General features: G+C 50.3%; 13 protein-coding genes. 11 read left to right on the plus strand and 2 right to left on the minus strand.

Features of this window, described 5'->3' with window-relative positions:
* Positions 1–222: 222 nt before the first annotated feature.
* Positions 223–366 carry a hypothetical protein gene (locus SPTER_RS24950; protein WP_170233377.1) on the plus strand — a complete coding sequence of 48 codons (144 nt, stop codon included), beginning with the start codon at positions 223–225 and terminating at the stop codon, positions 364–366.
* Entirely contained in the window at positions 341–1336 is a 996-nt protein-coding gene (locus tag SPTER_RS22890) for a TIM barrel protein (protein WP_144352497.1), read from the plus strand. The genes SPTER_RS24950 and SPTER_RS22890 overlap by 26 nt, the downstream gene beginning before the upstream one ends.
* Before the next feature lie 118 nt (positions 1337–1454).
* Here the strand turns inward: SPTER_RS22890 and SPTER_RS22895 are convergent, their stop codons facing one another.
* The gene (locus SPTER_RS22895; RefSeq protein ID WP_144352498.1) at positions 1455–2183 is read right to left on the minus strand and encodes an alpha/beta hydrolase; all 729 of its coding nucleotides are present in this window, start codon (positions 2181–2183) and stop codon (positions 1455–1457) included.
* A 160-nt stretch (positions 2184–2343) separates the two neighbouring features.
* Here SPTER_RS22895 and SPTER_RS22900 point away from each other — a divergent pair, with 160 nt between their 5' ends.
* The 4 genes from SPTER_RS22900 (at position 2344) to polX (ending at position 7578) form a co-directional block, all read left to right on the plus strand.
* Positions 2344–2541 (plus strand): hypothetical protein, encoded by a 198-nt coding sequence (locus SPTER_RS22900; protein ID WP_144352499.1) that lies wholly within the window; start codon positions 2344–2346, stop codon positions 2539–2541.
* A gap of 506 nt (positions 2542–3047) precedes the next feature.
* On the plus strand, positions 3048–3731 hold the full coding sequence (locus tag SPTER_RS22905) for a TerC family protein (RefSeq protein WP_144352500.1): 684 nt from the start codon (positions 3048–3050) through the stop codon (positions 3729–3731).
* A 133-nt stretch (positions 3732–3864) separates the two neighbouring features.
* A complete protein-coding gene (locus SPTER_RS22910; RefSeq protein ID WP_144352501.1) occupies positions 3865–5844 on the plus strand; it encodes a penicillin-binding protein in 1980 nt (659 codons plus the stop codon).
* Between the two features lie 12 nt (positions 5845–5856).
* Positions 5857–7578, plus strand: coding sequence for a DNA polymerase/3'-5' exonuclease PolX (polX, locus tag SPTER_RS22915; RefSeq protein WP_144352502.1), 1722 nt, complete (start codon positions 5857–5859; stop codon positions 7576–7578).
* Between the two features lie 62 nt (positions 7579–7640).
* Here the strand turns inward: polX and SPTER_RS22920 are convergent, their stop codons facing one another.
* Entirely contained in the window at positions 7641–7922 is a 282-nt protein-coding gene (locus SPTER_RS22920) for an alpha/beta-type small acid-soluble spore protein (protein WP_144352503.1), read from the minus strand.
* Positions 7923–8139: 217 nt separating this feature from the next.
* On the opposite strand from SPTER_RS22920, the gene hypA reads away from it, so the two are divergent.
* The 5 genes from hypA (at position 8140) to alr (ending at position 12023) form a co-directional block, all read left to right on the plus strand.
* Positions 8140–8481 (plus strand): hydrogenase maturation nickel metallochaperone HypA, encoded by a 342-nt coding sequence (gene hypA / locus SPTER_RS22925; RefSeq protein WP_144352504.1) that lies wholly within the window; start codon positions 8140–8142, stop codon positions 8479–8481.
* A gap of 2 nt (positions 8482–8483) precedes the next feature.
* A complete protein-coding gene (gene hypB / locus SPTER_RS22930; RefSeq protein ID WP_144352505.1) occupies positions 8484–9173 on the plus strand; it encodes a hydrogenase nickel incorporation protein HypB in 690 nt (229 codons plus the stop codon).
* On the plus strand, positions 9166–9357 hold the full coding sequence (locus SPTER_RS22935; protein ID WP_144352506.1) for an aspartyl-phosphate phosphatase Spo0E family protein: 192 nt from the start codon (positions 9166–9168) through the stop codon (positions 9355–9357). The genes hypB and SPTER_RS22935 overlap by 8 nt, the downstream gene beginning before the upstream one ends.
* A gap of 97 nt (positions 9358–9454) precedes the next feature.
* Positions 9455–10819: an amino acid permease gene (locus SPTER_RS22940; protein ID WP_144352507.1), complete on the plus strand. Its 1365-nt coding sequence runs from the start codon at positions 9455–9457 to the stop codon at positions 10817–10819.
* 91 nt (positions 10820–10910) lie between these two features.
* Positions 10911–12023 carry an alanine racemase gene (gene alr / locus SPTER_RS22945; RefSeq protein ID WP_144352508.1) on the plus strand — a complete coding sequence of 371 codons (1113 nt, stop codon included), beginning with the start codon at positions 10911–10913 and terminating at the stop codon, positions 12021–12023.
* Positions 12024–12133 lie beyond the last annotated feature (110 nt).

A 12133-nucleotide genomic window follows, 5' to 3' on the forward strand; every position in this document is an offset into this window, starting at 1 on the left:
GCCGTTTTTACTCTGTAGGTAGAGCTATCTAGTATTCGGTCTAGCAAAACCGTTCTTTGGCTTGCGGCTGTAAAGCGTTGTGCGCATGCTACCGTCAGCGGTTCGCCAGGATTGCTGATTACATGCTGTAAATGCTGCAATCCGGTATTTACAAGTCTATTTAACCCGATATATTATGGAAAAAAGGGGATTTTGGCTATGATGAACTTTTCTAGACATAATATGGCGATGTGGTTACAGGAAAGAGGCGGTTTGCTCGTGCTTGATTTATTGACAGTTCGAGTTTTGCGGCAATTTCTAGAATTAGCAATAAACGACCCGGCGAAAGGGGCAGATACGTATGCGGCAGTTAATCAGCCTGTCTAACGGCCCGGTTAGCCAGGACCTCAGTCCGGATAATTATGACTGGCTGGAGCCCTTGCTGGCGCGCCGCCACCTTGATGGCATTGAAGTTGAGCTGGGCGGTCCATGGGATCTCAAGGTTTTACCAGCGCAATGGATCTGCGGCGCATACCTTAACCTGGGAGATTCGTGGCTGGATTTCTGGCGGCAGGACCGCCAGGCACTCCTGCGCCAGTTTGGCAGCGAAGCAGGAATAAAAGCAAGGTATGGGACTTTGGACCGGGATGAATGGCTGGAAGGCTACCGGCAAAAAATCGATGATGCCCGGGCCGCCGGCGCCACGTATCTGGTCTTGCCGGTCAGTGAGGTTAAGCCCTGGGAAACCTATACCTGGCAGTTTGGTGCTACCGACACCGAGGTGATTAGCGCCGCTGTTGAGGTTATTAATGAATTGATAGCCCCGATATCGGAGGCTATGGCGCTGTTATTTGCAAACCAGTGGTGGCCGGGTCTGCGGCTGCTGGACAAAAAGCTGGCGGCCAGGCTGATCCACGGGGTGAAACATCCAAATATTGGCTTCATGCTGGACACCGGGCATTTGATGAATACGAACCAAAAGTTAAAGACTGAGGTCGAAAGTGTGGATTACATCCTGGCGGTGTTGCGCAAACTTGGCCCGTACGGGCGGTATATGCGGGGTTTGCATTTAAACTGTTCGCTGTCAGGGGAATATGTGCAGCGCAAACAAAAGCCGGGAAACGGGAGTCCGGGTGGGCCGGCGGAATTGCTGGCCCACCTGGTGCACATTGATGAGCATCGGCCCTTTAGGGTGCCGGCAGTCAAACGAATTATCTATGCCGTGAAACCGGAGCTATTAGTGCATCACTTCCGGGCCGAGCTGGTCTGCGAGTGGGAACGCAAAATCCGGCGGCAGCAGGAGGCCTTGCTCAGTCCGGCAGAGCGAAGGCGGCAGGGCGTGGGCATTTGCCGGTGATAAAGGCCGGCAGGCGGCGGGCAATACCAAAAGCTAAAGAATAGGCCAGAAAGAGACTCCGGCAGCGGTTCCGGAGCCTCTTTTTTTGAGCAAAAAATGTAATTAAGGCTATTCTCAGCTAAAGCAAGGCTTCTTTTCTCAGCCAAGCTATAATTGCTGCACCAGCCAGGGTGGTGTGGCCTGATAAATGGTGATCACTATTTTTGTACAGCTGCAGTTCTTTTGGGCCTGCTGCCAGCTTGTAAATGGTATAAGCCTGGCTGACAGGCACAATCGTGTCGGCAGTACCGTGGAGGATAAGCAGTGGCTTACGGCTAAGGCGTTTAACAGCAGCCAGCAGATCATGGTTCTTAAAGTCGTGGATAAAATCAGCGGTTAGCAAGAGATGGCCATATTCGTCAGTTATACTTAGGGTTTTTTCTGTTAACAAATCATTATAGTGAGCCCCTAAGGCCAATTGAAAAGTAGCTGTTAAGTCCCAGGGCGCTGACCAGAGGATAAGGCCTGCTATCCTCCGGTCAGCTGCGGCTGCGGCCAGGGAGGCACTACCGCCCATGCTGCGGCCCAACAATATGGTTTTTTTGCTGACAGCCTGGCGGGCATATTCAATAACGGCAGCCAACTCGGAGATTTGGCAAGTTAAGCTCTGGAGCGGGGTAAAGTCATACCGGATTACATGGAGACCGGCAGTGGCCAGTGTTTCAGCAAGCCGGACAGCCCGGCCCCCTCCCTCCTTCGTTCCCCGGAAGCCATGAGAAATAATCAGCGTTGTTTCTGAGGGCCTGCCGGCCGGATGGAGTATGCCGCTTAAACGGCTATTCCCGTTAGGAATTACAATGGGCTCCATTACATATATACCTCACAGAATGTTTAATTGCCGGGAAAAAATTATAGTGGTTTGGGCATACTTAAACTATAGCATAAAATTAAACGAAGGAGAACAACATGCAGTTGTTGAACACATGCTGCCCAGCGGTTGCCGGCCGGGCGAAGGAGGAGTCATTCAGATGACAGGGCTGATGCTGGAATATTTGATCAGCAATTTTCTGATTGACAGTCAGCAGTATGCGCAATGGAGCCAGCTAAGTGCAGACGATTTAAAAGATGCCCTGGCAATGGCCGGCATTATGACCGCCAACGAATTTGACAGTTTAAGCGGGCAGCTTACGGCCGTCCTTGCCTGGAATGAAGCCCAGAGTGAATAGGGGCCACCCAGCTGCTTTGCCGGCAAAACAAGGACCATACTCAGGAGACAAAGGTAAGTATATAATGGATACAGAAAATTGATAATATGATTTGGTAATAATAACAAATCATAATAAAAATTGAACCAATGAGAGGTAATTACCTTTGGGCAGAAATAAGGCTAAGGCTTTATTTCTGCTTTTTTCTGCCGGGAACGATTGGCTTGCTCCGTGCTTAGGAAAGTAAGCTGCTGCTTATGAGCAAGAGCTGGCGCAAGCCGGTGTTTCTTTATACCGGCAGTAAGCGATAAAATCATCTAAGGCCGCGGGCTAAGTAAAATAAGGAAGTGGGGGCTGTATACAATATTTTGCCGATAGGGGACTTGCGCATTTGATAATACCTTGATAAAATAAAATTTGTCCACACTTTTAATATCTGATACTAAAGCTTGCTATGAAATGTGGAATGTTGGCAGGCAGGTTGTGTACTATATCAGTCAGTAATTCACAATAGAGGAGTGCAGTAAATGGAGTTTTTGTTAGCGCTGGCTAGTATCATGATGGTGAACATCGTGCTTAGCGGCGACAATGCAGTGGTCATTGCTATGGCCAGCCGTTGTTTGCCCCCCAAGCAGCAAAAGATGGCCATTCTGTGGGGTAGCGCCGGGGCAATAGGGCTGCGGGTTATTTTGACACTTGTAGCGGTTGTACTCTTGCAAATACCCTATGTTCAGTTTATCGGCGGAATACTCCTTGTCTGGATTGCCGCAAAATTGCTGATGGAGGATCAGTGTGCGGAGAATGTCGAAGCCGGCGGTTCCTTCATGACGGCGATCAAGACAATTATTGTTGCCGATTTGGTAATGAGTCTTGACAATACCCTGGCTATTGCGGCTGTGGCCAAAGGCGATTATATGCTGCTGGGGCTGGGGCTGGCTCTCAGTATCCCGCTTATTATTTTCGGCAGTCAGCTTATTATTAAAATTATGGATAAATATCCGGTGGTTGTCTATGCCGGGGCCGCTTTGATTGCCTGGACAGCCGGGGAAATGATGATCAGTGATCATAAAATAGGCCCTGTTATTCACGGGCTGCTGCCGGCGTGGCTAATTCCCGCCGTTATTACCGCTGGCGTGCTGGGGGCAAGTGTCTGGTGGCGGAAAAGCCGCCGGGAGCAAGCGGCCGGCGCCGGTCAGTCTGTCCAGCAATAAGCTGTAAAGGAATATACAGGCCGTATTACAGACATTGCTTTGGCGCGATGTCTTTTTTTTGTGGCAGGTAATTGCTATGGTACAGCGAATATTTAATAGGTGAATTTTGTAATTTAAGGAAGGGTTGACTACCATGGTGGCAATGCCTGCACATACAAAAAAACGTTTGGCTTTGTTTCTGCTTTTAACAATAGCGGCGCTGGGTGGTTTGGCGGCTAGAATTGCCTGGATTCAGTTTGGCGAAGGTCAGCAGCTTAGTGCTAAAGCGCGGAACCAGCTTAGGGAAAACCGGATTATGCAGTCGCCGCGCGGCACTATTTATGACCGTAATGGCCGGGAACTGGCTGTCAGCACTATGACAAAATCATTATACGCTAATCCCCGGGAGGTCAAGGATGCCGCGGCGCTGGCCGATCTGCTCGCTGCTGCTCTTAATATCAGTCCGGCGGGAATCAGAGAACGCCTGGCCACAGGCGCAAGTTTTGTATGGATAAAACGGACCCTTGAGCCGGAGCAGGCTAAGGCTGTCACACTGCTGATTAAGGAACATGGGCTGACAGGCCTTGGCTTTGTTGAAGAGAGTAAACGTTATTATCCTAATGACAGCCTGGCAGCTCAGGTATTGGGTTTTGTCGGTACCGATGATATTGGTCTGGAAGGGATTGAAATGACGCTTGATAAGACCATTAAAGGGCGGGAACTCAAGCAGGTTATAGATACCGACAGTCATGGCACGCCGATATTTAAATCAATATTTTCATTTATTCCTGAGAAGCAGGGTAAATCGGTTTATTTGACCATCGACAGTACCATTCAATACATCGTAGAGCGGTCACTTGATGAGGCTATGGCCAAGACCGGAGCGAAGGCCGCTACCGTAATTATTATGCAGCCGAAAACGGGAGAAATTCTGGCGATGGCCAGCCGGCCTACCTATAACCCTAATCAGTTTGAGCGCTACAGCCCGGAACAGTGGAAAAACCGGGCGGTCTCTATCATCTACGAGCCTGGTTCAACGTTTAAGTCAGTTATTGCCGCCGCTGCCCTGGAGGACGGCAAGGTGCGGCCGGAGGAGCGTTTTGTTGATAAGGGTTTTGTTGAAATTTCGGGACGGCGAATAAAAAACTGGAGTGATGAAAGTTACGGGGAGGTATCCTTTACCGATATTATCAAGAACTCAATTAATACCGGCTTTGTTGAGGTCGGTATGCGGGTGGGGGCAGCCAAGCTAACAAGTTATGTGCGTGACTTTGGCTTTGGCAAGCGGTCAGATATTGAATTGCCCGGTGAGGAAGCAGGGCTGATGTTTGATCCTAAAGAAATGCGGGACAGCGATACGGCGACCATGTCCATTGGGCAGAGTATTGCTGTTACGCCTATTCAACTGACAGCGGCCATTGCCGCCATTGCGAATGACGGTGTATTGCTGAAACCGCGAATTATCAGAGAATATCGTAATGATGACGGTACCTTGGCAGAAATATTTGAGCCTATCGCTGTCCGTCAGGCCATCAGTCCGGAAACCGCGCGGATACTCACCGGTATGCTGGAGAAGGTTGTCAGTGAAGGCGGCGGTAAAAAAGCAACGGTAAAAGGTTACCGTTTTGCCGGTAAAACGGGAACTGCCGAAAAGCTGAAACCTGAAGGCAATGGCTATTTGGCTGGTCACTATATTGCTTCTTTTGGCGGGTATGGTCCTGTTGAAGATCCGCAGGTTGCCGCTCTTGTTGTCTTAGACGATCCGGCCGGATTTTATTATGGCGGCGAGATTGCCGCCCCGGTATTCAGCGATATTATGTCGCAGGTGATGCGATATCTGAATATCAGGCCTTATGACGGTAATCCGCTGCTGCCGCCTGCTCCCGCCGCTGCCGGCGTTGAGCAGCCAGACTCTGTGCCTGCTGCCCAAAGGCCTTCGGCGCCGCTGCCGCCCGGGCATGTGTCGATGCCGGCACTAAGCGGCAAGACGATCAGAGAAGCAGGGGAAGAACTGCACAGCCTGGGTCTGACTTTTGTGCCTGTAGGGACAGGCACCGCAGTCAAGCAAAACGTCGCTCCCTACACGGCCGTAAAACAGGGAACGGAAATCATTGTTCACTTTGAACCAAAGTAGAGGGGGCTGCAGATGAGCGATAAATATGAATTGGCCCGGTTATTGGCTGAAATTGCCCAACTCCTGGAACTGGGCGGTGAGAATATCTTCAAAATCCGGGCTTATCAGAATGCAGCCCGCACGATTGAAAAATTTGACGGTAATCTTACTGATCCTGATGCAGAGGCAAGATTAACAGGCCTCAAGGGAATTGGCCAGGCCCTCAGGGAAATAATTCACGAATACATTGCGACAGGGCGGATAAGCTATTATGAAGAACTCAAAAGCAGTTTGCCGCCGGGACTCTTCGAACTGATGGCACTTCCCGGTCTGGGAGCCAAGAAAGCTTGGGCCCTGCATGCGCAGCTTGGTATCCAGTCATTGGGGGAACTTGAATATGCCTGCCGGGAAAACCGGCTGGTAACCTTGGCCGGTTTTGGCAGCAAAACCCAGGAAAGGATTTTACAGGGTATTGAAGATATGAAAAAATTTCGAGGCCAGTTTATCCTTGGTGACGCGTGGCCGGTAGCCGATCTGCTTGTCGAATATATAAAACTCCAGCCGGGCGTGGAGCGGGCTGCGATTGTCGGCAGCATTCGCAGAGGGGTAGAAGTTGTCAGCTCGATTGAGATTTTAGCGGCCTGTTCTGCCCCGGCCGGCCTGGCAGCCGGTATAAGGGGTATGCAGGGCAGCGATCACGTCATTAGTGATGAGGCCGATAAATGTGTAATCAGGCTGGTAAATGGCCTTATTTGTACGATTTATATTGTTGGTGCTGATGAATACTGGCCAGCGCTGGTTTATCACACCGGCAGCAGCGGTTATGTCGCTAAGCTGGCAGACCAGGCCCGGCGGCAAGGCTTACTGTTTAGTGCCGCCGGTTTACAAACTGCGAGCGGCGAACCGGTTGCCGTACCGGATGAGCAGGGTCTCTATTCACGGCTGCAGGTAAATTATGCTGAGCCGGAGTGCCGGGAAGATGAGGACAAGCTTAGCCCGGCCGGGTCAGAACAGGCAGTATTGATGTCTTTGTCAGATATACGGGGCATCTTCCATGTTCATACCTCTTATTCAGACGGGTCGGCAAGCCTGGCTGACATGGCGGCTGCAGCCAGACAGCGCGGATGGAAATATCTCGGCATTGCCGATCACAGCCGGACGGCCGTTTATGCCCGCGGCCTCAGTATTGAAACCGTTAGGGCGCAGCGGCGGGAGATTGAAGCATGGAATGCGAAGCAAGCGGGGTTTATTATTTTGGCAGGGATTGAAAGCGATATATTACCTGACGGGTCTCTTGATTATCCTGATGAAATACTGGCAGGCTTTGATTTTGTAGTGGCCTCTGTCCATTCCGCTTTTCGTCAAAGTGAAGCTGATATGACGCGGCGGATTGTGAAGGCCGTGCAAAACCGTTATGTAACTATGCTGGGGCATCCGACCGGGCGGCTATTGTTAGGCCGGAAAGGATATGCGGTTAATTTGACAGAGGTTATTCAGGCTGCTGCCCACAGCGGCACAATACTGGAGATTAATGCCAGTCCCCACCGGCTTGATCTTGATTGGCGCTGGTGCCGGCTGGCGAAGGAACAAGGGGTCTTATTTGCGATTAATCCGGATGCGCATGCGGTAAGCGAATTTGACTATATGCGTTATGGTGTGGCGGTTGCCCGCAAAGCGGGGCTGGCTGCCGGGGATATCATTAATACCCAGCCTTTTCCGGCTGTATTGCCGCTGTTGCAGCAAAAGCGTCAATAAACTTAAAGATGGCTGAAAAGCACATAAGAGATGGCTAATTGCCATCTCTTATGTTAAATTAATTAATTGCTGCTGTTAATGTCATATTGGGAAGTCAAGGTGCCGGTAGGAGCAGTTGAAGTTGTGGTAGCGGTTGTGCTTTGGCCACCCAGTGATGATTCATATTGCTCGATCATCCGGCGAACCATATGGCCGCCAACCCGGCCGCAATCGGCGGAGGTCATGGAATACCATCCCTGACTGCGGACTTTTTCACTAATACCCAATTCATTGGCTATTTCCATTTTCATGCGATCAAGGGCGTTTTCGGCACCAGGATTAACTGGTTTTCTGCTTCTAGACATAAAGTAAAGCACCTCCTGAAATTTTTCTAAAACTAGTATCTGCGAGTGCATGAATCATTATTCCATAAATATTATGTTAATTAAGTGAAATATTGCCAATGACTTATTCTGTAAGAAAATAGTGAAGAATTTTTGGAAGGAATTTACAGAGGAAAGGAGAAACTTTATATGCACTGCAACGTTAAACTAGAACTGCCAGCCGGGGTGTGGGGCCGCCATGCATGAGCTGGCAATCGCCCAAGGTATTCTGGAGCTGGCTCTGAACACCGCTACCAGTCATGGTGCCGGTAAAATAACAGGCATTCGGGTCTTGACAGGCGAATTGACCGGTATTGTGCCTGAGTCATTGGAGTTTGGCTTTGCAGCCCTGGCCGAGGGTACAATGGCAGCCGGTGCTTGCTTGTCTGTTCGTATTGTCCCGCTAACCGGCCGGTGTCGGGATTGTGGCGACGAGCGCCGGGTCGACAAGTACCGCTTTATTTGTGCAGCTTGTGGCTCATATGCGATTGAGATTGTATCAGGCCGGGAACTTAAAGTTGAAAGTGTGGAGGTAGAATAGCTGTGGAAATTCCTGTTATGAGCAATATTCTCCATAAAAATGATGAAAATGCGGCAGAATTAAACACTATGCTGACAACCCGGGGGATTTTTACGGTTAATTTAATGGGGTCACCAGGGTGTGGGAAAACTTCGCTGCTGGAGCAGACTGTAAGTTTGTTAAAAAATGAGCTTACTCTGGCTGTCATTGAGGGCGACTTATATACCTCTAAAGATGCCGACAGGATTGCCGGGGCGGGAACACCGGTCGTACAGATCAACACCGGGGGCGGCTGCCATCTTGATGCCTTTATGGTTAAAGCCGCCCTAACCAAGCTTGATTTAGCAGCAGTCGATATTCTTATTATCGAAAATGTCGGCAATTTGGTATGCCCTGCTGAATTCAATGTGGGAGAGCATGCCAAGGTAGTGGTATTCAGCGTTACCGAAGGGGAAGATAAGCCTCTTAAATATCCGCTTGTTTTCCGGCAGTCAGAGGCGATTATATTGAATAAAACTGATCTGCTGCCTTATACGAGCTTTAACATGGATGCTGCTATCGATGACATAAAAGGCTTAAACCCGCAAGCAAGTTTACTGCAAACCTCATGCAGGACCGGGGACGGGTTACCGGCGTGGATCGAATGGCTGAAAGCCGGGGCAGCACGGACGCGCAGGCAGGCAAATATGATTCAGGGGGTTAAGTGTGACTAGTCTGGCGGAAAAAGAGCGGGAAATTGAGACTGTGCGCAGCCAGCTACACCTGTTAGTGCAGCAAAAACAGGGTGATTTCTCTGATAAAGAGGTAGCGGCAATGAGCATATATCTTGATAAGCTAATTGTGGAGTACGAACTGGCCAGCACCAGGCGGCCTAATCAGGCTAATCCGTCAGGCTAAGCAGAAAAACCGAGGTCTAATCCGGCTGCTGTAATTATAAATTGTACTGTGGGGTATCTATGCACACCCAATAGTACTTTTTATAGCAGCGGAGGGAATGGAATTGCGTAAAACAGGAAACAGGCAGGAACTCAAAAGAGGGCTTAAAGAGCGGCATATACAGCTGATCGCTCTTGGCGGCTCGATTGGGGTAGGGTTGTTTCTGGGATCTTCAGCGGCTATTCAGACGGCTGGCCCCGCGCTCCTCTTTGCGTATCTCATTGGCGGTATCGTCGTTTTCTGTCTCCTGCGGGCGTTGGGGGAGGTGGCTGTGGCCTATCCGGTAGCTGGTTCTTTCAGTACGTATGCCCATACCTTTCTGGGGCCCTTGCCCGGCTTCCTGACAGGGTGGACATATTGGTTCATGTGGGTAGTGACAGGTATGGCGGAGATTACTGCTGTGGGCGTTTACATGAATTACTGGTTTCCTGAACTGCCGCAGTGGATCCCGGCGTTAGTCGCAGTCATTATAATGACTTGTGTAAATCTTGTCGCGGTGGAAGCCTACGGTGAATTCGAATTCTGGTTTGCCTTAATTAAAATTATTGCCATTGTCCTTTTGATCCTGGGGGGATTTGGCATGATTATCTTTGGCATCGGTAATAATAATGTTCCCCTGGGGATTGCGCACCTTTGGCAGCATGGCGGTTTTTTCCCGCATGGAATCAGCGGAGTGGTTATGGCTTTGGCCATGGTGCTGTTTTCTTATGTAGGCATCGAGGTGATTGGGATTACGGCCGGTGAGGCCAAGGAGCCGGGGAAAAGTCTGCCTGCTGCTATTGATAAAGTGTTTTGGCGGATTATTTTGTTTTATGTCGGCTCCTTATATGTCATCATGTCAATCTATCCCTGGACAGAAATTGGCAGTGTCGGCAGCCCGTTTGTATCGGTCTTTGAAAAGCTGGGCGTAGCTAATGCTGCCGGTATAATGAACTTTGTTGTGTTGTCGGCGGCGCTGTCTTCCTGCAACAGCGGTGTTTTTAGTACCGGCCGAATGTTGTATACTCTGGCTAAACAAGGAGAAGCGCCGGTTTTTTTGCGGAAGCTCAACAATAGTCAGGTGCCGGTAAATGGCGTGCTTGTTTCCTCGGCTTGTTTAACTGCCGGGGTAGCCCTTAACTATCTCATTCCGGCCAAAGTATTTACATATGTCACCAGTATTGGCACCTTCTCCTGCTTATGGGTCTGGGCCACCATTGTTATTGTCCAGGCAAAGTTTCGGTGCAGTCTGACCCCGGCCGAGGCTGCCAGGCTGGCTTATCCAATGCCCTGGTATCCTGTATCGGGTATTTTTTGTTTGTTTATGCTGGCCCTTGTGGCTGTGGTCATGACTCAGGATCCTGATACGATGCTGGCCTTAATCATTGGGCCGCTATGGTTGCTGGCCTTAATTTTGGCATACTTTTTTTGTCGAAAGTTATAGTAGGGGCCGCTATAGCTACTGTATTTAAAAAATGGTGCGATTTTTGCATACCTGTTGTTGCAGAATTGATGCAAATTAGGGGGAAATAATCATGTTTGAGCGTCCGGTCTGGTCCGAGATCGATTTGTCTGCTGTCAAAAAAAATGTTGCATTGATAAAAGGCAGCCTTAAGCCGCAGGTGAAATTTTGTGCTGTGGTTAAGGCCGATGCTTATGGGCATGGCGCGGTACCTGTGGCCGGGGCCGTTTTGTCTGCCGGTGCAGACCGGTTGGCGGTAGCTCTCCTGAGCGAGGCTATTGAGCTTAGGCAGGCCGGTTTTTCCGTGCCTATTCAGGTGCTTGGCTATACGCCGCCGCACCAGGCCCGGACAGTTGCCGCTTATAATATTGCCCAGACCGTGTATTCGCTAGAGGCCGTTCAGGCGTTAGCGGCTGCGGGCGTTGAGTCCGGCAAGGCGGTAAAAGTCCATATAAAAGTTGATACAGGCATGGGGCGAATCGGCATTTTGCCCGAAGCGGCCGGAGAATTTGCCAGTACGGTTGCCAATATGCCGGGTGTAGAGCTGGAGGGGGTTTTCTCGCATTTTGCAACAGCCGATGCTGTTGATAAAACCTATGCCCAAGAGCAGTACGCTAATTTTGAGGCGGCGCTGCAGCGAATAAGGGCCAGCGGCATTACGGTGCCGATCCGGCATATGGCAAATAGTGCAGCTACGCTGGAAATGCCGGAGACCCATCTGGATATGGTGAGGCCAGGCATTATTTTATACGGCTTGTGGCCCTCGGCCGAAAGTAAGCGCAGCCTTGCCCTGACTCCGGCTATGCAGCTTAAAGCGCAGGTGGCGCATGTTAAAACTGTCGGGGCGGGAACGAGCATCAGCTATGGCCGGACCTATACCGCCCGGTCTGAACGCCGCATTGCCACACTGCCAATCGGTTATGCTGATGGCTGGACGCGGCTGTTATCAGGCAAAACGGATGTTCTTATCCACGGCTGCCGGGCCCCGTTGGTTGGCAGAATCTGCATGGATCAGTGCATGGTTGATGTCAGCAGCATACCTGCTGTTCAGGCCGGTGATACGGCAACCTTGTTTGGTACTCCTGAATTGCCGGCAGATGAGGTCGCGGCCGCTATCGGCACAATCAATTACGAGTTAGTATGTATGGTAAGTAAGCGGGTACCGCGGGTTTATAAAACCACCTGAAAATTGTGAACGGCACGAAGCCCCTGCGATTGGACATGATCATAAGTCCGATGCCGGGGCTTTTTAAATTGCATTTTTTGGAAATATAGATTTCCAGCTGGAAACCAAAA

Origin of the sequence: Sporomusa termitida (genome assembly GCF_007641255.1) — a bacterium.
Lineage (GTDB): Bacteria > Bacillota > Negativicutes > Sporomusales > Sporomusaceae > Sporomusa > Sporomusa termitida.

Bases quoted from the DNA above. Each gene is read 5' to 3' on its own strand.
- SPTER_RS24950 (WP_170233377.1), top strand. From the start codon at position 223: ATGGCGATGTGGTTACAGGAAAGAGGCGGTTTGCTCGTGCTTGATTTA.
- SPTER_RS22890 (WP_144352497.1), top strand. From the start codon at position 341: ATGCGGCAGTTAATCAGCCTGTCTAACGGCCCGGTTAGCCAGGACCTC.
- SPTER_RS22895 (WP_144352498.1), bottom strand. From the start codon at position 2,183: ATGGAGCCCATTGTAATTCCTAACGGGAATAGCCGTTTAAGCGGCATA.
- SPTER_RS22900 (WP_144352499.1), top strand. From the start codon at position 2,344: ATGACAGGGCTGATGCTGGAATATTTGATCAGCAATTTTCTGATTGAC.
- SPTER_RS22905 (WP_144352500.1), top strand. From the start codon at position 3,048: ATGGAGTTTTTGTTAGCGCTGGCTAGTATCATGATGGTGAACATCGTG.
- SPTER_RS22910 (WP_144352501.1), top strand. From the start codon at position 3,865: ATGGTGGCAATGCCTGCACATACAAAAAAACGTTTGGCTTTGTTTCTG.
- polX (WP_144352502.1), top strand. From the start codon at position 5,857: ATGAGCGATAAATATGAATTGGCCCGGTTATTGGCTGAAATTGCCCAA.
- SPTER_RS22920 (WP_144352503.1), bottom strand. From the start codon at position 7,922: ATGTCTAGAAGCAGAAAACCAGTTAATCCTGGTGCCGAAAACGCCCTT.
- hypA (WP_144352504.1), top strand. From the start codon at position 8,140: ATGCATGAGCTGGCAATCGCCCAAGGTATTCTGGAGCTGGCTCTGAAC.
- SPTER_RS22940 (WP_144352507.1), top strand. From the start codon at position 9,455: ATGGAATTGCGTAAAACAGGAAACAGGCAGGAACTCAAAAGAGGGCTT.
- alr (WP_144352508.1), top strand. From the start codon at position 10,911: ATGTTTGAGCGTCCGGTCTGGTCCGAGATCGATTTGTCTGCTGTCAAA.